Here is a 25,064-nt window from a genome sequence, read left to right as displayed (position 1 = left end):
TCCGGCGGGCCGCTGCTATAGCGCCCCCCTCTTGAGTTCCTGTTCCGCGGTAGCTCAGTGGTAGAGCAGCCGACTGTTAATCGGCTGGTCGTAGGTTCGAATCCTACCCGCGGAGCCACTCCCCTTCCCCTGACATCGGCACAAAAAAAGAGCCCGACGCAGCGCGCCGGGCTTTGAAAAGGCTTGGTGATGGTGGGTGCCTCGCTAAAGGAATCCCGAAACCCGTGGTCGGCCGATTGGCTTAAGAAGTCGTTAACGGCGCGGCAACCAGGTCGTCTGGGGCGCTCCGTCCGGCGCCTGCCATTGCAGCAGATAGCCGTCCTCCCGGGTCAGCACCGCCACCGCCGAGTTGGCCCCGCCCTGCCCGGTCGTCGCCAGCCCCGGCAGGGCAAAGGCATGGCCGTCGACCTGCACCTCTGACGGCGTGCCCCCGTCCAGTGTTACGCGCCAGGTGCCCGAGGATTCTGCGCGGACCTGAAGCGGTCCCCGGCCCGGCATGTCGATGCGAACCGTCGAATCGGGATCGGACCGGCCCGACAGAATCACCGCCCGCCCGTCATGATCGACTGCGGCCAGCGCCGGCGCCGGGCCGAGGCGTCGGCTGGCTTCACCGGGCGACAGGGTCACCGCCGTCCCCGCCCCCGAATCGAGGATCACCAGCCGGCCGGCCGCCGGCACCGTGTCCTGACCCAGCTGGGCCTCGGGCGTCAGCACCAGACCGTCGGCCGCGCTGAGACGCACGGCGAACACGCCCCGGGCATCGGCCACGGCCGCATAGGCGCGGCCGACCGGCGTCCTCAACACGACGCGGCCCCCCGGGTCGCCCAATCCTGAAATGACGAGATCGGCACCATCCCGCTCTACGGTCTTGACCGAAGGGGGCATCATCCAGGGCGAGGCCCCGTCCATCTCGGCCTTGGTGACCGGAGCGGCCGGGGGCCCGGCGGCGCTGTCGTCCCCGCCGCATGCGGCCAGCCCCAGCATCAGCCCAAGGCCGAGCAGGCCCCCGATGCGGGGGGTCAGGACAGATCGGGTGTCGATTGCGCGTTTCGCCGGGGCCATAGGCCCTGTATGGCAAAAACAACCGGTGACCGACAGTCGCCGCGACCCTTCATTCCTTCGTTCGCTTGCCCGAGGTTTCATGTCTGCCCCTTCCGTCGAGATCCAGCCCTTCTCCGGCCGTTCCGTCTGCCTGTTCTGCGGCTCTTCCGAGACGGCGGACCCGAAATACACCGAGGCCGCCCGGGCGTTCGGCGAGGGCGTCGCCGGGCGCGGCTGGCGTCTGGTCTATGGCGGCGGGGGTGTCGGCCTGATGGGCGCCTCGGCGCGCGGGGCCCATGCGGCCGGCGGCCGGGTTCTGGGCGTCATGCCTGAGTTCCTGCGCAGCCGCGAACGCCTGTTCGATGATGTCGAGACCCTGGTGGTCGGCTCGATGCACGAGCGCAAGCAGATCATGTATGACGAGTCCGACGCCTTCGTCGTGGCGCCCGGCGGCATTGGCACCCTCGAGGAGGTGATAGAGCTGCTGTCGTGGAAGCGTCTGGACCTGCATGGCAAGCCCGTCATCTTCCTCGACATCGACGGCTTCTGGCAGACCCTGTTCCGACTGATGGAGCACACGGTCGAGGCAGGCATGACCCCGCCTTCCTTCCTTCAGGCATGGACAGTATGCCGCACGGTCGACGAGGCCCTGGACGCTCTGGGGGGCATGGACAATGCGCCGGACATGAAACATGATCATCGATAAGTGATCGACGGTCATATTTCGCAAATCCGCGATCACCAGCCTTGACAGTTTTCAAAAAAGACGGACATTGCGCCGTCACGGGCTGACCTGCCCGGTCCAAGCTGGAGCACTCCCCATGAGCACTCTTCTGATCGCGGCCATCCTGGCCGTCGCCACCCCCACCCTGGCCACCCCGGCCGCCGTCGCCGACACCTCGGCCACCCTGGCGGACGCCGCCTCGGCCCCGTCGGGTCGCGTGATCATCGACGGCGCCACCTGGCGCTGCGAAGGTGACAGCTGCACGGCCACCGGCGGCTCGAACCAGCCGGCCACGCGCGCGTGCCGCCGCGCCGTCGCCCGTCTGGGCGAAGTCACCGCCTTCACCTGGAAGGGCACCACCCTGTCGGCCGAAGAACTGGCCGCCTGCAACGCCTGACGATCCTGACCTCCGGCGGGACGGTCAGGCCGTCTCGCCGGAGAGTCGCTTCAGGATCCGGTCGCGCCCGATCAGCGGGATCAAGGCGGCCATATCGGGACCATGGTCCTGACCCGTCAACGCCTGACGCAGCGGCATGAACAGGGCCTTGCCCTTCGCCCCCGTCCGGGCCTTGATCTCTCCGGTCCACACCGACCAGCTTCCGCCATCGATGGTCTCCGGCAGGGTCTCCGCCGCCGCCCTGGCGAACTCGGGATCCGGGATCACCGGGGTCACGGGACCGTTGACGATCCGCGCCAGCGCCTCGACGTCGCTGAAGCGCTCCAGATTGGGCCGCACGGCGGTCCAGAAATCCTCGCCCAGATCACAGCCGGCCGCCGACAGGCGCGCGCGCGCGCTGTCATAGTCCATGGCGTGCAGCGCCTGCGCATTCAGCCGGTCCAGGTCCGCCGTGTCATAGCGGGCGGGCGAGCGGCCCATCTTGTCGAAGCTGAAGCCCGCGCCCAGCTCGGCCATCGACGGCGCGATTTCCAACGCATCGGACGTGCCGATCTTGCCGAGGTGGCTGGTGATGGCGATCGGCTCATAGCCCTGCTCGCGCATGTCCGAGATCGACAGCGACCCCAGCCGCTTGGACAGGGCCTGCCCGTCGGCCCCGACCAGCAGCGGCATATGGGCAAAGCCCGGCAGGGTGCCGGTCCAGCCCAGGGCGATCAGCGCCTCGAAGATCTCGATCTGCGCCCCCGTATTGGTCACATGGTCCTCGCCCCGGATCACATGGGTGATGCCCATGTCCAGATCGTCGACCACCGATGGCAGGGTATAGAGAAACAGGCCGTCCTCGCGGATCAGCACCGGATCGGACATCGAGGCCGTGTCGACCTCGGCCGAACCGCGCGCCAGATCGACCCAGTGAACCCGGCGGCCGTCCAGCTTGAAGCGCCAGTGCGGGCGGCGCCCCTCGGCCTCATAGGCGTCGCGCTGAACCTGCGTCAGCTGCAGGGCCGCCCGGTCATAGATGGGCGGCTGGCCGCGCGACAGCTGCACCTTGCGGCGGCGGTCCAGCTCCTCGGCCGTTTCGTAGCAGGGGTACAGCCGCCCGGCCGCCTTCAGCCGCTCGGCGGCCTCGCGGTAGCGGTCAAAGCGCTGGGACTGGTTGTGCCGCTCGTCCCAGACCAGACCCAGCCAGATCAGGTCCTGTTCGATGCCGCGCTCATACTCGGCGGTCGAGCGCGCCAGATCGGTATCGTCGATGCGCAGCACGAACTGCCCGCCCTGCCCTTTCGCGAACAGCCAGTTGACCAGGGCCGTGCGGACATTGCCGACGTGCAGCTTACCCGTCGGCGACGGGGCGAAACGGACTTTGACAGTCATGGAGCGACAAACCTTGAACGTGAGGCGCGTAGGTCGCGCCCCGCCCGGTCGAAGTCAAGGCACAGGGGCGGTCAATCGCCCGCGTAGTCGCCGGCGAACAGCCACAGCATGCCCGCCCGATAGGCATCCGTCGAGTTGGCGGCGTGCGTCCCACCGGGGATCCGGATCAGGCGAATGTCCCACGGGCGATCCGGCACATCCCGCCCGGACCAGGTGTCGACCCAGAGGGCCGCTTCCGCCGGCAGGTCGGCCCTGTCCCGCTCGCCACTGGTGATGACGACCATAAGGTCGTCCCGCCGGGCCGGAGCTGCCCCGTCAAGGATCGACCCCATGCCGGGTGTCAGGGAGGGATTGCTGGCGATCCGCCCCCGGAACACGTCGGGATGGGCAACCGCCGAATAGAGGACGAGATTTCCGGCGCGGGACTGGCCAAACAGCACGCGCCCGTCGGGGTCGACGTTGAACCGCGCCTCGACCACAGGGATCAGCTCATCGGTCAGGAAGGTGTGAAAGCGCCCGGCGCCGGCGTCTTCGGGCGGAACACCCTCATCGGGCGACTGGAAGTCGATGTTGCGGCGGTTCACCGAAGGGTCGAACCCGCCATAGGCAATGCCGACGATCACGACTTCCGGCAGGTCTTCCTCGTAGGTCAGGAACAGGTGATTGGCCGCCAGTATGGGAAACAGGCTGTCGCCATCCAGCAGATAGACGACCGGATAGGCCGGGCCCTCCGGATCATACTCCGGCGGCAGGCGGACATAGATATCGAACCCCCGACCGAGGGTGGGCGAGTCCAGCCTGAACGCATCGCCGTGCAGCGCCGCCGGAAAGGGCATGTCCGGGACATGCTGGGCCCGGACATGCGGCGCCGTGGCCAGCAGAAGAAGACCGAACAGGATGCTGACAAGGCCCCGCATCCCGTCCGCGACCTCAGTCGTCGCGGTGGACGCGCTCGCGGCGCTCGTGGCGTTCCTGGGCTTCGACCGAGAGGGTCGCGGTCGGCCGGGCTTCCAGACGGCCCAGGCTGATGGGCTCGCCGGTTTCCTCGCAATAGCCGTAGGAGCCGTCCTCAATCCGGCGCAGGGCCTCGTCGATCTTGGCGATCAGCTTGCGCTGCCGGTCACGGGTCCGCAGTTCCAGCGCCCGGTCGGACTCCGACGAGGCCCGGTCCACCAGATCCGGATGGTTTTCGGTCTCGGCCTTCAGATTGACGACCGTGCCGCGGGACTCCCGCAGGATGTCGTCCTTCCAGGCGTTCAGCTTGGCCTTGAAATAGGCCAGCTGCCGCTCGTTCATGAAGGGTTCGTCGTCGGACGGGCGATACACTTCCGTCCCTTCAGTCACCACAGACGCTAATGCGTTCATCGCACTCACGCTCACTTCTCACGCCCCCCTGTGGCGCATGCAGGCCTATAGGCAAGGCGACGAGTCGTCTCAAGCCGATTCCCCGGTTTGGTCAGCTTTATCGGGTCACTATGCCGTGAGCCGTGACAATTCCCCCGCACCCTGGACGGGTGTCAGCGCCCGGCGACGGCGGCCTTGGCCAATTCGACCGCCACCCGCAGGTCCACCTGGTCGAGCACGGCATTCAGGCCTGCATCCTCGGCGTCCGGGCGTTCCTCGCGACCGGTCAGCGACAGGGCGGACAGGGCCTCGGCACCGCCCTGCCCGGCCAGATGCGCCAGCTTCAGCGCCTCCAGCCGGTCCAGCAGCCGGCTGCCGCGGCGGATGGCGCGCCGGCGCCGTTCCTGCGGGCCATCGACACCCTCCACGCCCTGAAGGGCCATCAGCGAGGCGACACTGGTGGGACCTGCCGGGCCGGACACACCGGCTTTCGCGCTGGCAGAGGCCGCCCCCGCCGTGCTGCCCAGGCTGAATCCGCCCGCGGCCTGACCCGTACGCGTGGGCCGACCGGCGGGGGTGTTGGACTGGGGACCAGTGATCTTCATGTGCGGGCACTCCGGACCATGGTTCCTGATTGGGGCCACGAGGTGAGGGTTTGGTTAACGGCCCGGCAGAAAATGCAGACCTGCGTGCAAGCTTCACAGATCAGACCACTGAAATTCCGACACTTTCGCTCCGGCACAGAATTGGCATCCCTCCGGGCATGTTTGTCAGGACCGCCCCCATGTCGTCAGTTCTTGCCCGCCTCGCCTCCTGCCTCGCCGCCGGTGCGGTCGCGCTTGTCGCCCTGCCGCAGGCCGCCCAGGCCCAGTCGCGCATCAAGGACATCGTCTCGATCGAGGGCGTCCGCTCCAACCAGCTGGTGGGCTATGGCCTGGTCGTCGGCCTGAACGGCACCGGCGACAACCTGCGCAACTGCCCCCTGACCCGCCAGTCGCTGGAAGGGATGATGGAGCGTCAGGGCGTCAACATTCGCGGCGCCAACGCCAACACCAAGAACATCGCCGCCGTCATGGTCACGGCCGAACTGCCGCCCTTCGCCACGCCGGGCGCGCGCATCGACGTCTCGGTCTCGACGCTGTGCGATGCCAAGAGCCTGCTGGGGGGCACGGTCGTCGTGACCGCCCTGCAAGGCGCGGACGGCGAGGTCTATGCCGTAGCCCAGGGCTCGATCCAGACCGGGTCGTTGTCGGCCTCGGGCGCCTCTGGCTCGTCCGTCACGCGCGGTGTGCCGACCGCCGGGCGCATTGCGGGCGGGGCCGTCGTCGAGCGCGAGACCGGCTTTGACCTCAGCCGCCAGCCCGAGGTTCGCCTGACCCTGCGCAATCCCGACTTCACCACCGCCCAGCGGGTGGCCGGGGCCATCAACGACGCCTACCCCGGCACGGCCTGGGCCGAGAACGGCACGGTCGTGACCGTCCGCGCGCCGCAGGGCTGGGGCATGGCCGGCTATCTCAGCCGCATCGAGAACCTGCCGATCATGGTCGATGCCCCCGCCCGGGTGATCATCGACGAGGTCAATGGCGTCATCGTCATGGGCGATGCCGTGCGCATCTCCACCGTCGCCATCGCCCAGGGCAATCTGACCGTCAGCGTCCAGGAAGATCCCTTCGTCAGCCAGCCGGCGCCCTTCAGCGACGGCGAGACCGTGGTCGTCCCGTCCTCGACCGTCACGGTCGAAGAGGATCAGGGCACCCAGATGCGCATCGTTGGCGGCGGGGCCTCCCTCTCCAGCCTGGTGGCCGGCCTGAACGCGCTGGGCGTCACGCCCCGCGACATGATCAGCATCCTGCAGGCCATCAAGGCCGCGGGCGCCCTGCAAGCCGACATCGAGGTGATGTGAGCATGAGCGATCCGATCTCTCTCCCCGCCGACCTGCTTCGGCCGGTCCAGACCCCGGCCCTGCGTCAGGACCGCATGCGCGAGACCGCCATCGACTTCGAGGCCTCCTTCATCGCCCAGATGCTGCGCCCGATGTTCGAGGGCATTTCGACCGAGGCACCGTTCGGCGGCGGCGAGGCCGAGGGCACCTGGCGGTCCTTCCTGATCGACGAAATGGCCAAGCAGACCGCGCGCTCCGGCGGCATCGGCCTGGCCGATCAGGTCATGTCCACCATGCTCCAGATGCAGGAAGTTTCGGAATGATCGACACCGCCCTGACCGTGAATGCCTCGGCCCGCGTGCGCCAGCTGATCGATCTGACCCAGGCCCTGACCCGTCGCCTGTCTGACGAGCTGGCCGCCTTCGAGGCCCAGCGCCCGCAGGACGTCGCCGAAGGCCTGGCCGAGACCCAGGACCTGGCCAATCGCTATCGCCGCGAGTCGGCCCAGCTCAAGGCCGACCCCTCCGGCCTCGCCCATGCGCCGGCCGCCGACCGCGCGGCCCTGATCAAGGCCACCGAGGCGTTTGAGGTCATCCTCGGTCGCCACGCCCGCGCGGTCGAGGCCGCCCGCATCATCTCGGAAGGTCTGGTGAAGACCCTGGCCGCCGAAATCCGCCAGCAACGCGGCGCCCCCAATGCCTATGGCGCCACCGGTCAGGCCACCCCGACCGACGCCTGCGCGGTGGCCTTCAACCGCTCGGCCTGAGCCCCGGAAACCTCTCGTAAACCAGACTTGCCACCGGTTTCTTCAAGACTGCCACGCTAGAGTGGCTCAATGCCTCTCAACAGTCGTCTTCTGGGTCTGGCCTTCGCTTCGGCGGACACCCTCGTCGAGATCGACGGTGGGGGCCGTATCGTGCTGGCCATGGGGGCGGCTCCCTGTGCCGGCCATTCCCCTGAGGCGACCTGGACCGGCCGCTCGCTGACCGATCTGTTTGAGGCCCGCAGTGTCGAGCGGCTTGAAGCCGCGCTGACGGACCTGACGCCGGGCGCCCGCAGCGAGCCGCTCGATCTGATGTACGACCTGGGCCGCGGCACATTCCGCCGGGTCCGCCTGCGCCTGTTCAGCCTGCCCGAACTGGCCCCTCACCTGTCGTGCGCTCTCACCTGGCTGGGCCAGCCCTTCGCCCTGGAAGCCCCCCAGCCCACCGAGATGCTGTCGCGCGACGACCTGCTGCGTCAGACAAGCGGTCTGCTGGCGGCATCGGGCTCGGATGCGATCAATCTGGCCTTCGTCGATGTCACGGGCCTCGAGAACGTCGAGCCGGACCGGATAGATGGGCTGAAGGCCCATCTGCACCACGCCCTGCAATCCGTGTCGATCGACGGCTCCTCCGCCTCGCATCTGGCGGGCAATGCCTATGCCCTGCTGCGCCGCGACGGCGACGTCTCGGTCGTCGAGGATGCCATCCACAACGTCGCCGCGCTGGAAGGCATCGACGTCGGCGCCGACGTCCGCCAGGTCAATCTGACCAACGGCATGGACCGCCACGCCACCCTGCGCGCCATGCGCCATGCGCTCGAGGTCTGCATCACCAATGGCGCGCTCGACGCCCCCGACGTGACCTTCCACAAGACGCTGGACCGCACCCTCGTGCAGATGGACAGCTTCCGCGCCATGGTGAAGGCGCGCGACTTTGCCCTGCACTATCAGCCGATCGTCGACCTGCGCACCGGCGCTGTGCACCATTTCGAGGCTCTCGCTCGCATCCCCGGCAGCGACGGCCCCGAAAGCACCATCCGCCTTGCCGAAACCCTCGCCCTGATCGACAGCTTTGATCTGGTCGTGGCCGAAAAGGCCATCCAGCAGATGAAGAGCCCGGGCTATGGCCTGACCCATATCGCCGTGAACGTCTCGGCCGGATCGCTGGATTCCGACGCCTATGGCGAGGCCCTGCTGCGGTTGTCAGCCAACGATCCCGACATCCGCCGCCGCCTGAGCCTCGAGATCACCGAGACCGCTAACATTGCCGATCTGGAGGGCGCCCAGAAGCGGCTGGCCCGGATCCGCAAGGCCGGGTTCCGCATCTATCTGGACGATTTCGGGGTAGGCGCGTCCTGCTTCGACTATCTGAACCATCTGACCGTCGACGGGGTGAAGATCGACGGCGGCTTCGTCATGCGCGCCTGCGAGGATGAAAAGTCCCGCACCCTGATCCGCCACCTGGTCGATATGTGCGCGGGCCTCAAGCTCAAGACCGTGGCCGAACGCGTCGAAACCGGACAGGTCGCCGAACTGATGGTCGGCCTCGGCGTGGATCTCGGCCAGGGCTGGTTCTACGGCAAGCCCGAACCCAGGCCCCGCCTGGAGCCCCCGGCGCCCCCCGTCGCGGCTCGCCGCCGCGGCGCGGTCGAGTCCTGGGGCTGAGCCTCAGTCCAGACGGAGCTCGCGATCGATCCGGATCGCATTCAGAAAATCGCGGTCGTGGCTGACCACCACCAGTGCCCCGTCCCACGCGGCCAGCGCCGCCTCCACCGCTTCGATGGCCTGCAGATCGAGGTGATTGGTGGGCTCATCCAGCACCAGCAGCTGCGGCGGTTCCGGGCCGGTCATCACACAGGCCAGGGCGGCCCGCAAACGCTCCCCACCCGACAGAGTCGCGACCGACTTGTGCGCCTCGACATTGCGGAACAGGAAGCGCGCCAGCGCCGCTTGGGCGTCATTCAGGGTGCCGCCGGGGTTCAGCCTCTGCCACGCCTCGATCAGGGTTTCCTCATCGCGCAGGATACTGGCGTGCTGGTCCAGCAGCGCCAGCGGCACCGGTCGCTCAATCTGCCCCTCTGACGGCGCGGACCGGCCCGCGATCAGGTCCAGCAGCGTCGTCTTCCCCGAGCCGTTCGCGCCGGTGATGGCCACCCGCTCCGGCCCGACAAGCCTCAGATCGACCGGTCCGATGCGGACGCCCTCGGCCGGCGCGACGACCACCCGGTCCAGGGTCAGCACCTGCCGCCCGGTCGCCAGTCCGGTCGCCGGCAGGGGCAGGCTCATGCGCCTTGCCCGTTCGACCCGCTCACGCGCGGCGGCCAGTGCCTGTTCCGCGTCTTCCGCCTGCTTCGCCGCCAAACGGACCTGACTGGCCCCGGACTGCTCGGCCTGCTCAATCTTCGCGTCGCGCAGCATTTTGGGCATGTCGCCCTTCATGCCCTTGCGCCGCCCGACCTGATCCCGCCGGGCCTTGTTCTCTGCGCGGCGTTGGGCCTCCGCGGCGGTCCGAACGACTGCGCTTTCGGCGACGGCCAGATCATGTTCAGCGGCCTCGCGTTCGACGGCCTTGCGCTCGGCATAAAGGTCGTAGTTCCCCCCATAGACGGCCGCACCGAGAGGCGACAGCTCGACGATCCGGTCCATCCCACGCAGCAGCGCCCGGTCATGGCTGACCACCACCGCCCCGCCCGGCCATGTCGCCAGTCGCTCGGCCACCAGGGCGCGCCCCGCCTCATCGAGATGGTTGGTCGGCTCGTCCAGCAGGATCAAATCCGCCCCGACCAGCTCCAGCGCCGCCAGCTCCAGACGCGTGCGCTCACCCCCGCTCAGGGGGGCGGCGTCCCGGCCGAGGGCCAGCCCGCGCAGACCGACGGCGGCCAGCGCCTCCTCCAGCCGCGTCTCCAGTGTCCAGTCGGCCTCGGCCAGGTCATCTGCCGTGCCTTCCCCCGCCAGAATACGCTGCTGGCGGGCCAGCGCCGCTTCCACGCCCAGCACACCCGCGACCGTCCGGCCCGGCGCCCTGTCGGCCTCCTGACGAAGACGCGCGAGGCTGCCCGCCCGCGCGACCGATCCCTCGGCCGGGGCGCGGTCGCCCGAGATCAGGTCGAGCAAGGTCGTCTTGCCGGTGCCGTTGCGGCCGACAATGCCGGTGCGCTCGCGCCCCAGCGACAGGTTCAGATTGTCAAAAAGGGTGCGGCCGTCAGGCGTGCGGGCGGCGACGCCGCTGAGCGTCACGAACGCGGATGGGCACGGGTTTCGGGCGAGGCTGGAGCGAGACATAGGCGACCACGAGGGCGACGAGGGAAAGGGCGGTACCGATTTCCACAGCGCTGATCATGATCGTCTGGCCTCCAGAAACTACTCACGCGAAGACAGGAGAATGGGATGGATTGCCGATGGGCGCAAGCGCCATTCCCTCTTGGCCAGATGCACGATGCCGTGAGATCGTGCCACAGGCGAACGGACGGGAGGCGGCCATGAAGCGATCGGCGGGCGGGATTCTGATGGCTGTGGCCGGGATTTCAGCCTGTGCCCACGCACCGGCGGGGCCGCCCGATCCGCTGGACCTTCGGCCGGTCACAACACTGGCCGCCCCGCCGCACGCCCGCCTCTATGCCGACTGCATCGGTCAGGCCATCGACGCCGGAACCTATGCGCGGGCGTCCGACCCCGGCACCGAGCTTCTGGTCTTCAGTTGCTCCGGCCAGCCGGCCAGGGCCTTCTACGACGGCCTCGCCACCCGAAGCCAGGCCATGGGTTCGGAATATGCCGTCGATGGCCGCACCCTGCGCACGACCGAACCTCTCCAGCGCGACCGCTTCGGCGCCGACGGCTGCAGCTGGGACGGCGCGACCGACTGGCGCTGCGACATCACCCTCAGAACCGGCACCTTCCTGACGGACACCCCGTAGTTCCGTATTTGTTCTTGCTGAAATCGGCAAATCAATGCCCATATACCGGCGTCGCGCCGGACCCGTCCGGCCCTCTCTGCGTTCCCGGACAGGCATGATCGAAAAACACGACTTCATCCGTGTGCGCGGCGCACGTGAGCATAATCTCAAGGGCGTCGACGTCGATATTCCCCGCGGCCAGCTGGTCGTGATGACGGGGCTGTCCGGCTCGGGCAAGTCCTCGCTGGCGTTCGACACCATCTATGCCGAGGGTCAACGCCGCTATGTCGAGAGCCTCTCGGCCTATGCCCGCCAGTTCCTGGAGCTGATGGGCAAACCCGACGTCGACCTGATCGAGGGCCTGTCGCCGGCCATCTCCATCGAACAGAAGACGACGTCGAAGAACCCGCGCTCGACCGTCGGCACAGTCACCGAGATCCACGACTATATGCGTCTTCTGTGGGCGCGGGTCGGGGTTCCCTATTCGCCGGCCACCGGCCTGCCGATCGAAAGCCAGACCGTCAGCCAGATGGTCGACAAGCTGACCGCCCTGCCCGAGGGCGAGCGCATCCTGCTGCTGGCGCCCGTGGTGCGCGACCGCAAGGGCGAATACCGCAAGGAAATCGCCGAATGGCAGCGACTGGGCTATCAGCGGCTGAAGATCGACGGCGAATTCTATCCCATCGAGGACGCACCGGTCCTCGACAAGAAGTTCAAGCACGACATCGATGTCGTGGTCGACCGGCTGATCACCAAGGACGGCCTTGAGGGTCGTTATGCCGACAGCCTGCAGACCGCGCTGAAGCTGACCGACGGTATCGCCGTCGCAGAATGGGCCAGTGTCGCCGAGGGCGAGACCGAGCCGCGCCGTATCATCTTTTCCGAGCGCTTCGCCTGTCCGGTGTCCGGGTTCACCATCAGCGAGATCGAGCCGCGGCTGTTCTCGTTCAACAGCCCGACCGGCGCCTGTCCGTCCTGCGACGGCCTTGGCGTCAAGCTGGCCTTCGACGCCGGCCTGGTCGTGCCAGATGGCGACAAGACCCTGCACAAGGGGGCGGTCGCTCCCTGGTCGCGCGGCCCCTCGCCCCTCTACACCCAGACGCTGCAGGCCCTGGCCCGCCACTATGGCTTCTCCATGGACAAGCCCTGGCGCGACCTGCCGCATCAGGCGCGCGACGTCATCCTGGGCGGCACGGGCAAGGAGAAGATCAAGTTCGTCTATGACGACAACGCCCGCAAATACGAGGTCTCCAAACCGTTCGAGGGCGTGCTGCCGAACCTGGAGCGGCGCTGGCGCGAGACGGACAGCGCCTGGGTGCGCGAGGAGCTGGGCCGCTATCAGTCCGAAACCCCCTGCGAGTCCTGCGGCGGCAAGCGCCTGAAGCCCGAGGCCCTGTCGGTCAAGATCAATGGCGAGGACATCGCCGAAGTCAGCGCCCTGTCGATCTCGAAAGCCTACCTCTGGTTCTCGACGCTCGAGGAGACCCTCACCGAGAAGCAGGCCGAGATCGCCCGACGCATCCTCAAGGAAATCACCGACCGGCTGCGGTTCCTGAACAATGTCGGCCTCGACTATCTGAACCTGTCGCGGAACTCCGGCACCCTCTCGGGCGGCGAGAGCCAGCGCATCCGGCTGGCCAGCCAGATCGGCTCCGGCCTGACCGGCGTGCTCTATGTGCTGGACGAGCCGTCCATCGGCCTGCACCAGCGCGACAACAGCCGCCTGCTGGACAGCCTGCGCGGGCTGCGCGACCTCGGCAATTCCGTGCTGGTCGTCGAGCACGACGAGGAAGCCATCCTGACCGCCGACCATGTGATCGACATGGGTCCTGCCGCCGGCGTCCATGGCGGCCAGATCTGCGCCCAGGGCACCCCGGCCGAGGTCATGGCCAACCCTCAATCATTGACGGGCAAATATCTGACGGGCGAGCGCGAGATCGAACTGCCCGTGGACGGCCGCCGCCCGGTCGACCGCAAGCGGATGCTGCGCATCTCGGGCGCCACCGGCAACAACCTCAAGAACGTCACGGGCGAGATCCCGGTCGGCCTGTTCACCTGCATCACCGGTGTGTCCGGCGGGGGCAAGTCGACCTTCACCATCGAGACCCTGTACAAGGCCGCCGCGCGCCGCCTGCACAATGCGTCCGACGCCCCGGCCCCGCACGACCGGATCGAGGGGATGGAGCATTTCGACAAGGTCATCGACATCGACCAGTCCCCCATCGGCCGCACCCCGCGCTCGAACCCGGCCACCTATACCGGGGCCTTCGGCCCGATCCGTGACTGGTACGCCGGCCTGCCGGAGGCGAAGGCCCGCGGCTATGGCCCCGGTCGCTTCAGCTTCAACGTGAAGGGCGGACGCTGCGAGGCCTGCCAGGGCGACGGCGTCATCAAGATCGAGATGCACTTCCTGCCCGACGTCTACGTCACCTGCGACGTCTGCAAGGGCAAGCGCTACAACCGCGAGACGCTGGAAATCGTCTTCAAGGGCAAGAGCATATCCGACGTTCTGGATATGACGGTTGAAGAAGCCGCCACCTTCTTCAAGGCCGTGCCGCCGATCCGCGACCGCATGCTGACGCTGGAGCGCGTGGGTCTCGGCTACGTCAAGGTGGGCCAGCCCGCCACCACCCTGTCCGGCGGCGAGGCCCAGCGGGTCAAACTGTCCAAGGAACTGTCCAAGCGTGCCACCGGCAAGACCCTCTACATCCTCGACGAGCCGACCACCGGCCTGCATTTCGAGGACACCAAAAAGCTTCTGGAAGTGCTTCAGGAACTGGTCGAGGCCGGCAACACCATTGTCGTGATCGAGCACAATCTGGATGTCATCAAGGTGGCCGACTGGCTGCTCGACTTCGGCCCCGAGGGCGGCGACGGCGGCGGCGAGATCGTCGCGACCGGCACCCCCGAACAGGTGGCCGACAATCCTGCCAGCTGGACCGGCCGCTACCTCAAGCCCGTGCTCGAACGCCACGAGGACCGCCGCAAGGCGCGCGTGGCCGCCCTCACGGCCGAGGCCGCACCAGCCAGACGAAAGGCCCGGGCGAAAGCCTGACGCCCGGGGCGGTTCGCCCGTCTCAGAGGTGAGTGGCGGTCCCCTTGAGGCCCATATAGGCCGCCGCGAAGGGCGCATAGGTCACCGCTGCCTGCAGGGCAGCGCTGATGGCCTGCAACACGATGGCGACCAGGATCATCGGGCCCGCGCTCTGCAGGATGGTGCCGATGTCGGCATTCTCGAGCGCTTGCCAGTCGACGGTCGCAAACAGGCCCATGCTGACCGGGAAGAAGACGATCGAGGCCAGGATGCTCACCACGATCGTCATGACGAAGGCGATGATCGCCATTCCGATCAGGCCCCACACATGCCCTCCGGTCATCTTGAACGATTCGAAGAAGGCGAACTTCTTCTCGGCCACGGTGATCGGCACCGCGAGCGACAGGCGGACCGAAAGCCAGACAACCGCGGCGGCGGCGGCGATACCCAGCACAATGGCAACCAGCCAGGCCCCGGGCACATCACCCGCGATCATCGCTCCCCCGATCCCGATGGCCACCATGAAGGCGATGAAAGAGGCGATCCCGATAACGATGGACAGCACCAGGCTCACCACGGCCACGCGGACTTCATCCATGCCGACGCGCAGATAGCCGAAGGCTGACTTGCCCGGCTCCACCACCGAGCGTGCCACGGCGGCGGTCGTCACCGCCCCCAACAGGATCCCGAGCGGAACCATCAGCGGCATCACCCCCATATAGGCGGCCATGAAAGGCTCAAAATCCTGGGGCGTTGCTGCAGGACCCATGGCCTCCAGATCGCCGAACGCATTGATCATGCCGATGATCGGCCCCGCAGCCAGGGCAAAGATCAGGGCAAAGCTGAGCATGTAGAAGCCCGCCCACCACAGGAGCACCACCGGCTTGCGCCGCACCACGCGAAAGCCCTCGAAGGCCGCGTCAGTTGCCGAGAACATCGTCATCCCCTCCGATCGATGAGATACCGACCCTAGACGGACTCGGATGAGCTGTCAGCCATGTCGGTGTCGGTCGACAGTTCGCGCACCACATGGGCAAAGGGCGCATTGCCCAGCAGCTGGAAGAAGCCCTGCGCCCAGGCCAGCGGTATCAGCATGATGACGCCCACGGTGACCCAGATCATCGGCTGTTCGAAAATATTCTCGAACCATGCCTCCGGGTCGTCGATGGCCGGTGCTGACCAGCCGCCCAGAACAGCGCCGACGATCATCAGCAGGATCACCCCGACCACCAGCAGCACCAGCGACATGACGAGGCTGACAATCCCCACCATGATCAGCAGCCCGGCCAGCCGCCAGGTGTTACCCCGTCCCAGCTTCCAGCCTTCCTCAAAGGCCAGTTTGTGGTGCCACACACAGGCCGGCAGGATCAGATAGGCGCGTCCGGCCGCCAGCAGGATGGCCAGCAGCACCGCAACGCCCAGGATCAGATAGCCGAACCCGCGCGCCAGCTCCGGCAACTGCCAGATCGCCACGCCCAGACCGATCGCCAGGGCCGCCAGAATCAATACCGCGATCACCGCCACAATCGCCACGACCAGACTGGCGACCAGAACCCACAGCTCGTCCCAGCCGACCCGCAGGAAAAACGCGCTGTCCCGGCGACGGACGGCAAAGGTTGCCCGCGTCACGGCCGTGATCACGACGATCGAACCCAGCCATTCCAGCAGATTGACCATCATCGACCAGCTCTGGAACTGGAAGAAGGCCTGCAAATCCTCGACGCCCTGGACGTCCGGCTCGAAGAACATCTCGCTGCCGAACAGATGGAACATCAGCGCGATGCCCCCGATGCTCGGCAACAGACTCACCAGGCCCCAGACCAGCGTCGCCATCGGGCGCCGCATGGCCTGACGAAAGGGCTCGGCCAGCGCCTCCGTGATATCGAATGTCTTCATCTCACCCTCCCCCGAGGTGGCCCGAAAAGTCCGGCGTCCAGTATTCCAGCTGCCCGTAGGCGGCCGCCAGCGCCCCCGCCGACAGGGGTAGCCATAGCGCGATCAGTCCCGCGAGCGCCAGCCCGATCAACCCGTGGGCGCCCGCCCACCCCAGAAGGGCGAGCGGCGGCACGGCCAGAATCAGGAACAGCCCCATCAGCGGCCAGAAACTGCCCTGCGCCACCCCCATGGTGTTCAGCGACACCACCTGCCCCCGGCCGACGGTCGCCTGCACGAACAGCGACAGCCGCACGATCAGCAGGAGGGGCACGACCAGCACGATCAGGGCGACGGCCCCCAGCGCCACCATCTGCCAGACCGGCCCGACCCGGGCCCAGTCGCGGGCCTGGATGGCCTCAATATCCAGTCCGGACATGCCGAAGATCGCCAGACTGACCAGCGCCAGTACCACCGCAATCATCGCCAGAAAGATCAGGTTCAGCACCGCCGCCGCCACCACGCGCAGCAGCCGGGCGCCCAGCGCGACCCCTCCGGCAGGCGGGTCGCGATCCAGCGCCACCGCCGTCAGGCCGGTCCACACCGCCAGCGTCAGCACGGCCCCCATGGCATGGACGAGGGTGGCGGCCGCAGCCGACCCGGCCGCCCAGCGACCCAGCGGAATCATCAGGCCCAGCAGCACCAGTCCGGGCCAGCCTGCGGCCCACAGACGCGGCAGGCCTCTGACCGCCGTGGCCAGGGCCTGGCCCGGCTGCAACCGGCGCGCGTCCGTCATCGATGCCCTGAGTGCCGACATTCTGCCTCCCCCACGGCCCATTCTAGCGTCCCTGCCGCCTGTGCGACCAGACGGTTGCTGACGAAGTCTCCTGGCGTGTCTAGAAAGCCGCGATGACCTCTCCCTCCCCCTCTCCCGTACACATCATCGGCGGCGGCCTGGCCGGCTCGGAAGCCGCCTGGCAGATCGCCCGCGCGGGCGTGCCCGTCATCCTGCACGAGATGCGGGGCGTGCCCGGCATCAAGACCGACGCCCACCAGACCGACGGCCTGGCCGAACTGGTCTGTTCCAACTCCTTCCGGTCGGACGACTGGGAATACAATGCCGTCGGCCTGCTGCACGCCGAGATGCGGGCGCTGGATTCGATCATCATGAGTTGCGGCGACGCCCATCAGGTGCCCGCTGGCGGCGCCCTGGCCGTGGACCGCGAGGGCTTTTCCGAAGCGGTCACCGCGCGGCTGATGGATCATCCCCTGATCACCGTCGTGCGCGAGGAGATCGCCGGCATCCCGCCGGAGGACTGGGACAATGTCATCGTCTCCACCGGCCCGCTGACCTCGGCCGCCCTGGCCGACGCCATCCTGAAGACCACGGGCGAGGAGTCGCTCAGCTTCTTCGACGCCATTGCCCCCATCGTCCACGCCGACTCGATCGACTTCGACATCGCCTGGCGCCAGTCCCGCTATGACAAGGCCGGGCCCGGCGGTGACGCGGCGGCCTACGTCAACTGTCCGATGGACAAGGCGCAGTACGACGCCTTCATCGATGCCCTGCTGGCCGGCCCCAAGACCGAGTTCAAGGAGTGGGAGAACGTCCCCTATTTCGACGGCTGCCTGCCCATCGAGGTGATGGCCGAGCGCGGCCGCGAGACCCTGCGTCACGGCCCGATGAAGCCCGTCGGCCTGACCAATCCGCGCAATCCGACGGTCAAGGCCCACGCCATCGTCCAGCTGCGTCAGGACAATGCGCTCGGCACCCTGTTCAACATGGTCGGCTTCCAGACCAAGCTGAAATACGGCGCCCAGACCGACATCTTCCGCATGATCCCGGGCCTGCAGAACGCCCAGTTCGCGCGGCTGGGCGGCCTGCACCGCAACACCTTCCTCAACAGCCCGAAACTGCTGGACCGACAGCTGCGGCTGAAGGCCCTGCCCCGCCTGCGCTTCGCCGGTCAGGTGACGGGGGTCGAGGGCTATGTCGAGAGCGCGGCGCTCGGCCTGCTGACCGGTCGCCTCGCCGCCGCCCAGGCTCTGGGCCGCGATCTGGCGCCCCCGCCGCCCGAGACCGCCATCGGCGCCCTGGTCGAACACATCACCGGCGGCCATCTGGAAGGTTCGAAATTCCAGCCGATGAACATCAACTACGGCCTGCTGCCGCCGCTCGAGGCGCCGCGCTTAGACGAGGACGGCAAGAAGATCCCGCCCAAGGATCGCGGCCGCGCCAAGAAACGCCTGATGAGTATCCGCGCCATGGAGTCGCTCAAGGCGTGGCGGGACGCGGCATGACCGGCACCGACAGCGAGCTGGCGCGCATGATCGAGCGCCGCGTCACCCTGATCCACCGCCTCGACCTGATCGCCAAGGGCGCGCAGATCACCTACGACGACGGCACGCCGGTCGACATGGCCTCCGAAAAGGCGCGCCTCGAGTCCGAGATCACCCGCCTCGACCGCAAGATCCTCGCCCTCCAGCCGCCCGCGGGTCAGGCCTGATCATGCTGCTCCACCCTGTCCGCGCCGCCATCCGCAAGCGCATCAGCGATGTGTTCAACGATGCGGAGAAGGGCGAGCGGCCGGTTATGCGGCGGGGCGATGCGCTGTTCCCGCCGGACTCAGTCGCCTGGCAGGTCAACGGCGACGTGGTGACCATGATGATCGGCGGGGTGTCGGGCCTGCTGCTCCAGATGCTGCACCCGGCGGTCCTGGCCGGGGTCTGGGATCATTCGGACTTTCGCGCGGACATGCACGGGCGGCTGCGTCGCACAGCCAAATTCATCGCCGTCACCACCTATGACCATGCGGAGGCCGGTCAGGCCGCCATCGACAAGGTCAACCGCATCCATGCGAAGCTGGGCGGCACCCTGCCCGACGGCACGGCCTATCGCGTGTCCGACCCTGCCCTGCTGGCCTGGGTCCATGTGACCGAGACGATCAGCTTCCTCGACGCCTGGATCCGCTATGCCCGGCCCGACATGCCGCTGGCCGAACAGGATGCCTATTTCGACGAAATGGCCCGCGTCGGTCAGGCCCTGGGCGCCGATCCCCTGCCTCGCAGCCGCGCCGAGGCGGAGGCCCTCATCCAGTCGTATCACCCCCAGCTGCGCGCCGATGCCCGCACCCGCGAGGTCGCCGATCTGGTCATGCGCCAGCGGATCGGCTCGCCCGCCGTCGATGCGGCAGCCGGGGTCATCATGCAGGCCGGCTTTGACCTCCTGCCCCCTTGGGCCCAGGCGATGCATGGCCCTCGGCCCGCCCTGCCCCGTCCATTCGTCCGCAACAGCGCCCTGACCACCGCCCGCTTCATCCGCTGGGCTTTCGACCAGTCGCCCACCGGCCGGGTCTGGCCGCGCGAGGCGACCGGGTTTCCGCGTCCTTCCCGTTCCTGATCGCGGCTAGGCAAAGGACGTTGCGGGTCATAGGCTTGCGGCCGGAATTACGGAGTGACGATCATGATCAGCGTGCTGGCCGCCCTCGCCCTTCTTGTCCCGGCTCCGGACCCGCAGGACGGGCCCTGGCGCCAGCTGATCGACTTTGTCCCGACCGCAGAACAGCCTGACGGCACCTCCCTGTTTCTGCTCGAGGCCGACATGCTGCCGCAGGGCAGCCCCTCGCGCCGGGAAGAGCGCCCCGTCCGCTATCTCCAGGTCAACCACGGCGCGGTCGTCGGCGATCAGGCCGTGACCCTGGTCACCGGCACCACCGACTGCGACGGCAGCATCCGCATGCAGCAGGTTCAGGTCTTCGACGCCGAAGGCCGAATGCTGGGCGAGGCGACGATCGACGAAGTGGTCCACGCCATCCCCCACTCGGCCGAGAGCCTGATCAGCGACGCCGTCTGCCGGGGGTCGCCGTACCTGTATGACAAGCCTGTGGTCACCACCCGGGCCGAAGCCACCGCCGGGGCCGGCTCCAGCGCTGCCCTGTCAGCGCCTGCCGACGCGGTCCGCTGGGACGTCGACTATGACGGCCAGGACGACACCGTCCTGATTGCCCTGCGGCCCCACAGCTATCGCCATGACGTCGAGTTCGTGCTGGCGAAAACCCCGAACCGCAGCCTCAATGTCATTACCGCCAACCAGCAGCCCACTGGCCCTCTGGCGGAGCGCCGCATCCGCCCGCTCGAGCGCGACCGCTATCTGACCGCCTGCGACATGGATCAGGGCGCGGACGTCGCGCCCTGCGTCCCCCGCTATCCGCTGGTCCAGCGCGGCGTCGAGGTGGTCACCGAAGGCCAGCCGCCCATCCTCGTCTGGCTGGTCAGTGGTGAGCCCCACGTCGCCCGGCTGCCCATGGCGGACTAGATCCGCCCCCTCAGGTTGGCCCAGACGAGCCTTAGCCGCTTGACCGGCTCGGGCGCCGTCGGGTCTCTCAGGGCCGCGGGGGCCACGGCAGGAAAGGCCTCGGTCGGCAGCGCCTTCAGGGCCGCATTGGCCGCAGGCCTCAGCGCCCGCGCCTCATCGGTCCGTCCGGTCTGGGAGAGGCCCCGCACCCGTCCGGCCTCGACCACCGCCACCTCATGGCCCGGCCCGGCCAGAATCTGCACCGCCGCCTGCATCGGGCCGACGTAGAAGGCGTCCAGATCGTGGGGCTCGCCGTGCACCCGACCGATGTGCGCCTCGATCAGCGCGTCCAGCGGCGCGCGGTCCAGCCCGTGCCGCTGTACGGCGCGGGTCAGGGCTTCCAGAACGGGATGGCCGATGCGGGGGGTGTTCGAGATCACCCCCTCCATCTGGTCGGCCCACCAGCGATAGCGCATCTCGGCCAGCAGCGGCTGGGTCACCCGCGTCGGAATGACCATCAGCTCGGCCTCGAACGCATACAGGGCAATCAGGTCCGCGCGCCGCGCCTCGTCGCTGACGAACCGGCTGGCCAGCCAGCGGTCCGGATCGAGCGTCCGGACCTGGGCGTCCAGATCGACCGCAGGAGAGTCACTCACGCTCGCTTCCGCCTTACGGGCGGCTGGCGCCGCCCAGCTTGATCGGCTTGGCTTCCTCGGCGAACTCGCCCCGCTTCACGCCCCACAGCAGGATGATCGGCGCGGCCACATAGACCGAGGAATAGGTGCCGACGATGATGCCGAACATCAGGGCGATCGAGAAGCCGAACAGCACCTCGCCGCCCAGGAAGGCCAGTACGGCCAGCACCATGACGGCGGTCACACCGGTGATCACCGTCCGGCTGAGGGTCTCGTTGATCGACAGGTCGATCACCTCGCCCAGCGGCATGCTCTTGTACTTGCGCAGGTTCTCGCGAAGGCGGTCGAACACGACGACGGTATCGTTCATCGAATAGCCGATCACGGTCAGGATCGCGGCCACCATGTTCAGGCTGAACTCCAGCCGCATGATGACGATCAGGCCGAACGTCAGGATCACGTCGTGCACCAGACCGGCCACGGCGCCCATGCCGAACTGCGGCTCGAACCGGAACCAGATGTAGAGGAACATCAGCACGGTCGCGAGGCCCAGCGCCATCAGGCCCGAGCGGAACAGCTCACCCGAAACCTTGGAGCCGACCACGGACACGCCGGAATAGGTCACCTCGCCCACCGTCTGGGTGATGGCGGCCTCGACGTCGCGCACGACCTCGGTCTGGTCGGCGCCGTCCGGCAGCTGGAAGCGCAGCAGCACCGTCGAGCCGTCGACCTGGTTATTGTCCAGACGCGCGATGCCCTGCACCCCGACGTCCTGCAGGCCGAGGGCGCTGACGGCCGACGCCACCTCTTCCTGGTCAATGGTCTGGCCGGCCGGCTTCGACACTTCCAGCGACGCGCCGCCGCTGAAGTCGATGCCCATATTCAGGCCGGGCGTGAAGCACCCGATGATCGAGGCAATACACAGGACCACCGACAGCACGCCGAACAGGCGCGAGTATTTGACGAACTTGAAGTTCGTCTTGGTCGGCAGCAGCTTGATAAGAGGCCATCCACGCATCGGCTTACTCCGCGACCGGCAGTTTCTTGGGCTTGGCGACCTTCAGCCACCAGGCCAGTCCCACCTGGGCGACCAGAACGGCCGACAGCATGGAGGTGAAGACGCCGATCGACAGCGTCCAGGCAAAGCCGCGCACCGGGCCTGCCCCGAAGAAGAACATGATGATCGCCGCCACCAGCGTCGTCAGGTTGGCATCGACGATCGTGCCCATGGCCTTGTTGAAGCCGGCGTCCAGCGAGGCGATCACGCTGCGGCCCTGTCGGGCCTCGTCACGCATCCGCTCATAGATCAGAACGTTGGCGTCCACGGCCACGGCGAAGGTCAGGATCAGACCGGCGATACCGGGCAGGGTCAGGGTCGCCTGGGTCATCGACATGGCCGCCAGGATCAGCAGGCCGTTCAGGGCCAGGCCGATCACCGAGATGCCGCCGAACAGCACCCCATAGGCCAGGAACATGAAGACCACGATCACGACAAAGCCCAGCGCCGTGGCCCGCATGCCGCGATCCACGGCATCCTTGCCCAGTTCGGCGGTCACGGTCCGACGCTCCTCGACCTTCAGCGGCGCCGGCAGCGCCCCGCCGTTCAGCAGGCTGACCATCTCGGAGGCCGAGGCGATCGAATAATTGCCCTCGATCACGCCCGAACCGCCCAGGATGGCGCTGCGGATCACCGGAGCGGAGATCACCTTGCCGTCCAGGATGATGGCGAACCGGCGTCCGATGTTCGAGGCCGTTGCCTCGCCGAAACGACGGGCGCCCTGGCTGTCGAAGTTGAAGCCGATAGCCGTCTGGCCATTCTGGTCGGTCGTGACGAACGCCCGGGTCAGGTTCTCGCCCGACACCAGAATGCGGCGCTTGACCAGCAGCGGCGTGCCCAGCTCGTCATTCATCAGTACGGCGTCGGGCGGCACCCGGCCCTGCAGGGCGTCGTTGATGCTGTTGTCCTCGTCGACCATCTGGAAGGTCAGCTGCGCCGTCTGGCCGATCACCCGCTCCAGCTCGGCGGGATCGCTCTCGCCGGGGGCCTGGATGACGATGCGGTCAGCACCCTGGCGCGTGATCGAAGGTTCGCGCGTGCCCAGGCTGTCGATCCGGCGGCGCACCACCTCGATCGACTGGGTCACGGCATCGGGGCCCATGCTGTTCAGGGCCGCGTCGGTGAAGGCCACCCGCAGGCGGTTGCCCGACAAACGGTTCAGCTGCCGGTCCGGCACGCCGCCGGCCGAGGTGCGTCCGACCACGTCGCGCAGGGCGGTAAAGGCCGCGTCCACGTCCGCATCGCTGGCCAGTGTGACCACGACGCCCGTGTCCTCGGTCTGCATCGAGACCGGGGTGATCCCGGCCTCACCCAGCGCCTGACGGGCATCCTCGACCGTATTGCCGACCCGCTTGGACTGCATCTCGGTCACATCGACCTCGAGCAGCAGATAGGACCCGCCCTGCAGGTCGAGGCCCAGGTTCAGCGTATTCTTGGGCAGGAAGTCGGGCAGCGCGTCGCGCTGGGCCGGCGTCAGCAGATTGGGGTAGGCGAACAGCAGTCCGAACGCCAGGGACAGAGCCAGAAGGATCACCTTCCAGCGCGACAGATGGATCATGGTTCGCTTCCCCGAAGGCCGGCCCTGGTCAGGCCTTGGCGCTCTTGGCCTTACGTTCGATGGCCGGCGCGGTGCGGTCGCGCACCTCGGTGATCATCGTCTTGACGACCCGCACGTTCACGCCCTGGGCGATCTCGGCCATGACTTCCTCGGCCTCGACCCGCGTCACCTTGGCGATCATGCCGCTCGACAGCACGATGGTGTCGCCGCGCTTGACCGAGGACACCAGTTCCTGGTGCGCCTTCATCCGCTTCTGCTGCGGACGGATCAGCAGGAAGTAGAACAGGACGAAGATGGCGATGAACGGCAGAAAGTTCACCAGCAGCGGCAGGATGCCGCCGTCGGCCGCCACGGCCATCAGCAGGATGGGGTCTTGAGCTGTCATGGTTTCTCCCGGCACGGATCGTTGTCCGGCCTCGTGTCTCGAATGTGGCGCGGAACCTAGTGCATGATCGAATAAGATGGAACCGCTTCGCGGTTCCGACGCGTTCGTGAATCATGCACTCGGAAATTCCTGGAGCCTGATTCACGGCTTCAGCGGGATCGCGAAGCGATTCCTCCTCAGCCGATCAGGCTCTAGGGGGCCGGACGCCTGAATGCAACGGACCTGAGGGCCCGCGAACGCGACTTATCGCGGCAGTTGCGTCACAGGGTCCAGCGGCACCGGCTGATCGCCCTGCATGCGCCACACCTCAAAGTGGATCGAGGGGCGTCCGTCACCGGCTGTATCGCCCACCGTGCCCAGTTGCTGGCCGGCCTCCACGTCGTCCCCTTCACGCACCAGCGTCGAACCCAGATGGCCATAGACCGTCCGCCAGCCGTCGCGGTGCAGCACCAGAACCGTCAGGCCCTGACCCGGCAGGGTGTCGCCGACATAGCCGACCCGTCCGGCGGCCGACGCCCGGACCGGCTCGCCCAGCGGCGCGCCGATATTGATGCCGTTGTTGCGCTCGCCCATGCCGACGGGGCCGAAGCGACGCAGGATCTCGCCCCGCACCGGCCAGTCCAGCGGCCCGTTGCGCGCGGTCGAGCCGCTGGCGATGGGCGGCATGGGGGCATTGCCCGAGGGCGGCGGCGGGGGCGGCGGCAGGGCACCGGACGGCACGCGCACCCCGACGGGCGATGGGCCGGTGGCATAGGGGTCGCGGCCGGAATCCACGGCCGAGTCGGGCAGCACCACATCGGCGCCGACACTC

Annotated in this window: 26 protein-coding genes and 1 tRNA gene; 13 read left to right on the top strand and 14 right to left on the bottom strand. The window is 67.8% G+C overall.

Features of this window, described 5'->3' with window-relative positions:
• Positions 1 to 43 precede the first annotated feature (43 nt).
• Positions 44 to 118: transfer RNA gene (locus J7346_RS11560), tRNA-Asn, on the top strand.
• Positions 119 to 252: 134 nt separating this feature from the next.
• Here J7346_RS11560 and J7346_RS11555 read toward each other — a convergent pair.
• Positions 253 to 1,062, bottom strand: a complete 810-nt coding sequence (locus J7346_RS11555; protein WP_209120093.1) for a hypothetical protein — start codon at positions 1,060 to 1,062, stop codon at positions 253 to 255.
• A gap of 79 nt (positions 1,063 to 1,141) precedes the next feature.
• Between J7346_RS11555 and J7346_RS11550 the strand changes: the two genes are divergently transcribed.
• Positions 1,142 to 1,747, top strand: a complete 606-nt coding sequence (locus tag J7346_RS11550; protein ID WP_209120092.1) for a TIGR00730 family Rossman fold protein — start codon at positions 1,142 to 1,144, stop codon at positions 1,745 to 1,747.
• A 115-nt stretch (positions 1,748 to 1,862) separates the two neighbouring features.
• On the top strand, positions 1,863 to 2,162 hold the full coding sequence (locus tag J7346_RS11545) for a hypothetical protein (RefSeq protein WP_209120091.1): 300 nt from the start codon (positions 1,863 to 1,865) through the stop codon (positions 2,160 to 2,162).
• A 24-nt stretch (positions 2,163 to 2,186) separates the two neighbouring features.
• Here the strand turns inward: J7346_RS11545 and gltX are convergent, their stop codons facing one another.
• From gltX to J7346_RS11525, 4 genes are all read right to left on the bottom strand, one after another.
• Complete coding sequence (gene gltX, locus J7346_RS11540) at positions 2,187 to 3,536, bottom strand: glutamate--tRNA ligase (protein WP_209120090.1); 1,350 nt, start codon at positions 3,534 to 3,536, stop codon at positions 2,187 to 2,189.
• A 71-nt stretch (positions 3,537 to 3,607) separates the two neighbouring features.
• On the bottom strand, positions 3,608 to 4,453 hold the full coding sequence (locus J7346_RS11535; RefSeq protein ID WP_209120089.1) for an alpha/beta hydrolase-fold protein: 846 nt from the start codon (positions 4,451 to 4,453) through the stop codon (positions 3,608 to 3,610).
• 13 nt (positions 4,454 to 4,466) lie between these two features.
• Positions 4,467 to 4,901 carry an RNA polymerase-binding protein DksA gene (gene dksA, locus J7346_RS11530; RefSeq protein ID WP_209120088.1) on the bottom strand — a complete coding sequence of 145 codons (435 nt, stop codon included), beginning with the start codon at positions 4,899 to 4,901 and terminating at the stop codon, positions 4,467 to 4,469.
• Positions 4,902 to 5,053: 152 nt separating this feature from the next.
• A complete protein-coding gene (locus tag J7346_RS11525) occupies positions 5,054 to 5,485 on the bottom strand; it encodes a flagellar assembly protein FliX (protein ID WP_209120087.1) in 432 nt (143 codons plus the stop codon).
• Positions 5,486 to 5,664: 179 nt separating this feature from the next.
• Between J7346_RS11525 and J7346_RS11520 the strand changes: the two genes are divergently transcribed.
• The 4 genes from J7346_RS11520 to J7346_RS11505 all read left to right on the top strand — a co-directional run bounded on the left by J7346_RS11520 (position 5,665) and on the right by J7346_RS11505 (position 9,190).
• Positions 5,665 to 6,783, top strand: coding sequence for a flagellar basal body P-ring protein FlgI (locus J7346_RS11520; protein WP_209120086.1), 1,119 nt, complete (start codon positions 5,665 to 5,667; stop codon positions 6,781 to 6,783).
• Between the two features lie 2 nt (positions 6,784 to 6,785).
• On the top strand, positions 6,786 to 7,085 hold the full coding sequence (locus J7346_RS11515; RefSeq protein WP_209120085.1) for a rod-binding protein: 300 nt from the start codon (positions 6,786 to 6,788) through the stop codon (positions 7,083 to 7,085).
• Positions 7,082 to 7,528, top strand: a complete 447-nt coding sequence (locus J7346_RS11510; protein WP_209120084.1) for a flagellar basal-body protein FlbY — start codon at positions 7,082 to 7,084, stop codon at positions 7,526 to 7,528. The genes J7346_RS11515 and J7346_RS11510 overlap by 4 nt, the downstream gene beginning before the upstream one ends.
• 69 nt (positions 7,529 to 7,597) lie before the next feature.
• Positions 7,598 to 9,190 (top strand): EAL domain-containing protein, encoded by a 1,593-nt coding sequence (locus tag J7346_RS11505; protein WP_209120083.1) that lies wholly within the window; start codon positions 7,598 to 7,600, stop codon positions 9,188 to 9,190.
• A gap of 3 nt (positions 9,191 to 9,193) precedes the next feature.
• Here the strand turns inward: J7346_RS11505 and J7346_RS11500 are convergent, their stop codons facing one another.
• Positions 9,194 to 10,762 (bottom strand): ABC-F family ATP-binding cassette domain-containing protein, encoded by a 1,569-nt coding sequence (locus J7346_RS11500; RefSeq protein ID WP_348521502.1) that lies wholly within the window; start codon positions 10,760 to 10,762, stop codon positions 9,194 to 9,196.
• 242 nt (positions 10,763 to 11,004) lie between these two features.
• On the opposite strand from J7346_RS11500, the gene J7346_RS11495 reads away from it, so the two are divergent.
• Together J7346_RS11495 and uvrA are read left to right on the top strand one after the other, a co-directional pair.
• Positions 11,005 to 11,439 (top strand): hypothetical protein, encoded by a 435-nt coding sequence (locus J7346_RS11495; RefSeq protein ID WP_209120081.1) that lies wholly within the window; start codon positions 11,005 to 11,007, stop codon positions 11,437 to 11,439.
• Positions 11,440 to 11,533: 94 nt separating this feature from the next.
• Complete coding sequence (uvrA, locus tag J7346_RS11490; RefSeq protein ID WP_209120080.1) at positions 11,534 to 14,473, top strand: excinuclease ABC subunit UvrA; 2,940 nt, start codon at positions 11,534 to 11,536, stop codon at positions 14,471 to 14,473.
• Between the two features lie 22 nt (positions 14,474 to 14,495).
• On the opposite strand, the gene J7346_RS11485 is transcribed toward uvrA, so the two are convergent.
• The 3 genes from J7346_RS11485 to J7346_RS11475 are packed head-to-tail and all read right to left on the bottom strand — an operon-like array spanning position 14,496 to position 17,141.
• Positions 14,496 to 15,395, bottom strand: a complete 900-nt coding sequence (locus J7346_RS11485; protein WP_209120079.1) for a hypothetical protein — start codon at positions 15,393 to 15,395, stop codon at positions 14,496 to 14,498.
• A 26-nt stretch (positions 15,396 to 15,421) separates the two neighbouring features.
• Entirely contained in the window at positions 15,422 to 16,348 is a 927-nt protein-coding gene (locus tag J7346_RS11480) for a hypothetical protein (RefSeq protein WP_209120078.1), read from the bottom strand.
• Between the two features lies 1 nt (position 16,349).
• The gene (locus J7346_RS11475; protein ID WP_209120077.1) at positions 16,350 to 17,141 is read right to left on the bottom strand and encodes a hypothetical protein; all 792 of its coding nucleotides are present in this window, start codon (positions 17,139 to 17,141) and stop codon (positions 16,350 to 16,352) included.
• A 92-nt stretch (positions 17,142 to 17,233) separates the two neighbouring features.
• Between J7346_RS11475 and trmFO the strand changes: the two genes are divergently transcribed.
• Genes trmFO through J7346_RS11455 form a run of 4 tightly spaced genes read left to right on the top strand, consistent with a single transcriptional unit; the run spans position 17,234 to position 20,639 of the window.
• Positions 17,234 to 18,625, top strand: a complete 1,392-nt coding sequence (gene trmFO, locus J7346_RS11470) for a methylenetetrahydrofolate--tRNA-(uracil(54)-C(5))-methyltransferase (FADH(2)-oxidizing) TrmFO (protein WP_209120076.1) — start codon at positions 17,234 to 17,236, stop codon at positions 18,623 to 18,625.
• Complete coding sequence (locus tag J7346_RS11465) at positions 18,622 to 18,831, top strand: hypothetical protein (protein WP_209120075.1); 210 nt, start codon at positions 18,622 to 18,624, stop codon at positions 18,829 to 18,831. The genes trmFO and J7346_RS11465 overlap by 4 nt, the downstream gene beginning before the upstream one ends.
• A 2-nt stretch (positions 18,832 to 18,833) precedes the next feature.
• On the top strand, positions 18,834 to 19,724 hold the full coding sequence (locus tag J7346_RS11460) for an oxygenase MpaB family protein (protein WP_209120074.1): 891 nt from the start codon (positions 18,834 to 18,836) through the stop codon (positions 19,722 to 19,724).
• Between the two features lie 54 nt (positions 19,725 to 19,778).
• Positions 19,779 to 20,639 carry a hypothetical protein gene (locus J7346_RS11455; protein WP_209120073.1) on the top strand — a complete coding sequence of 287 codons (861 nt, stop codon included), beginning with the start codon at positions 19,779 to 19,781 and terminating at the stop codon, positions 20,637 to 20,639.
• Here J7346_RS11455 and J7346_RS11450 read toward each other — a convergent pair.
• The 5 genes from J7346_RS11450 to J7346_RS11430 form a co-directional block, all read right to left on the bottom strand.
• Positions 20,636 to 21,274, bottom strand: coding sequence for a squalene/phytoene synthase family protein (locus J7346_RS11450; RefSeq protein WP_209120072.1), 639 nt, complete (start codon positions 21,272 to 21,274; stop codon positions 20,636 to 20,638). The genes J7346_RS11455 and J7346_RS11450 overlap by 4 nt on opposite strands.
• Positions 21,275 to 21,287: 13 nt before the next feature.
• On the bottom strand, positions 21,288 to 22,271 hold the full coding sequence (gene secF, locus J7346_RS11445; protein ID WP_209120071.1) for a protein translocase subunit SecF: 984 nt from the start codon (positions 22,269 to 22,271) through the stop codon (positions 21,288 to 21,290).
• 4 nt (positions 22,272 to 22,275) lie between these two features.
• On the bottom strand, positions 22,276 to 23,868 hold the full coding sequence (gene secD / locus J7346_RS11440) for a protein translocase subunit SecD (RefSeq protein ID WP_209120070.1): 1,593 nt from the start codon (positions 23,866 to 23,868) through the stop codon (positions 22,276 to 22,278).
• A 28-nt stretch (positions 23,869 to 23,896) separates the two neighbouring features.
• Complete coding sequence (gene yajC, locus J7346_RS11435; protein WP_209120138.1) at positions 23,897 to 24,226, bottom strand: preprotein translocase subunit YajC; 330 nt, start codon at positions 24,224 to 24,226, stop codon at positions 23,897 to 23,899.
• 270 nt (positions 24,227 to 24,496) lie between these two features.
• On the bottom strand, positions 24,497 to 25,064 hold a 568-nt coding region (locus tag J7346_RS11430), incomplete at its 5' end, for a peptidoglycan DD-metalloendopeptidase family protein (protein ID WP_209120069.1).

This window comes from Brevundimonas sp. A19_0, assembly GCF_017744255.1.
In the GTDB taxonomy this organism is placed as follows: Bacteria; Pseudomonadota; Alphaproteobacteria; order Caulobacterales; family Caulobacteraceae; genus Brevundimonas.
The sequence above is the reverse complement of the archived record's forward strand: the minus strand, read 5'-3'. Positions and strand labels throughout refer to the sequence as shown.

Excerpts from the sequence above, each read along its gene's own strand:
- J7346_RS11555 (WP_209120093.1), bottom strand. The coding sequence starts at position 1,062 with ATGGCCCCGGCGAAACGCGCAATCGACACCCGATCTGTCCTGACCCCC.
- J7346_RS11465 (WP_209120075.1), top strand. The coding sequence starts at position 18,622 with ATGACCGGCACCGACAGCGAGCTGGCGCGCATGATCGAGCGCCGCGTC.
- J7346_RS11460 (WP_209120074.1), top strand. The coding sequence starts at position 18,834 with ATGCTGCTCCACCCTGTCCGCGCCGCCATCCGCAAGCGCATCAGCGAT.
- J7346_RS11485 (WP_209120079.1), bottom strand. The coding sequence starts at position 15,395 with ATGACGATGTTCTCGGCAACTGACGCGGCCTTCGAGGGCTTTCGCGTG.
- J7346_RS11480 (WP_209120078.1), bottom strand. The coding sequence starts at position 16,348 with ATGAAGACATTCGATATCACGGAGGCGCTGGCCGAGCCCTTTCGTCAG.
- yajC (WP_209120138.1), bottom strand. The coding sequence starts at position 24,226 with ATGGCCGTGGCGGCCGACGGCGGCATCCTGCCGCTGCTGGTGAACTTT.
- J7346_RS11510 (WP_209120084.1), top strand. The coding sequence starts at position 7,082 with ATGATCGACACCGCCCTGACCGTGAATGCCTCGGCCCGCGTGCGCCAG.
- J7346_RS11505 (WP_209120083.1), top strand. The coding sequence starts at position 7,598 with ATGCCTCTCAACAGTCGTCTTCTGGGTCTGGCCTTCGCTTCGGCGGAC.
- J7346_RS11515 (WP_209120085.1), top strand. The coding sequence starts at position 6,786 with ATGAGCGATCCGATCTCTCTCCCCGCCGACCTGCTTCGGCCGGTCCAG.
- secD (WP_209120070.1), bottom strand. The coding sequence starts at position 23,868 with ATGATCCATCTGTCGCGCTGGAAGGTGATCCTTCTGGCTCTGTCCCTG.
- secF (WP_209120071.1), bottom strand. The coding sequence starts at position 22,271 with ATGCGTGGATGGCCTCTTATCAAGCTGCTGCCGACCAAGACGAACTTC.
- J7346_RS11525 (WP_209120087.1), bottom strand. The coding sequence starts at position 5,485 with ATGAAGATCACTGGTCCCCAGTCCAACACCCCCGCCGGTCGGCCCACG.
- J7346_RS11495 (WP_209120081.1), top strand. The coding sequence starts at position 11,005 with ATGAAGCGATCGGCGGGCGGGATTCTGATGGCTGTGGCCGGGATTTCA.
- trmFO (WP_209120076.1), top strand. The coding sequence starts at position 17,234 with ATGACCTCTCCCTCCCCCTCTCCCGTACACATCATCGGCGGCGGCCTG.
- J7346_RS11520 (WP_209120086.1), top strand. The coding sequence starts at position 5,665 with ATGTCGTCAGTTCTTGCCCGCCTCGCCTCCTGCCTCGCCGCCGGTGCG.
- J7346_RS11545 (WP_209120091.1), top strand. The coding sequence starts at position 1,863 with ATGAGCACTCTTCTGATCGCGGCCATCCTGGCCGTCGCCACCCCCACC.
- dksA (WP_209120088.1), bottom strand. The coding sequence starts at position 4,901 with ATGAACGCATTAGCGTCTGTGGTGACTGAAGGGACGGAAGTGTATCGC.
- J7346_RS11535 (WP_209120089.1), bottom strand. The coding sequence starts at position 4,453 with ATGCGGGGCCTTGTCAGCATCCTGTTCGGTCTTCTTCTGCTGGCCACG.
- J7346_RS11475 (WP_209120077.1), bottom strand. The coding sequence starts at position 17,141 with ATGTCGGCACTCAGGGCATCGATGACGGACGCGCGCCGGTTGCAGCCG.
- gltX (WP_209120090.1), bottom strand. The coding sequence starts at position 3,536 with ATGACTGTCAAAGTCCGTTTCGCCCCGTCGCCGACGGGTAAGCTGCAC.
- uvrA (WP_209120080.1), top strand. The coding sequence starts at position 11,534 with ATGATCGAAAAACACGACTTCATCCGTGTGCGCGGCGCACGTGAGCAT.
- J7346_RS11550 (WP_209120092.1), top strand. The coding sequence starts at position 1,142 with ATGTCTGCCCCTTCCGTCGAGATCCAGCCCTTCTCCGGCCGTTCCGTC.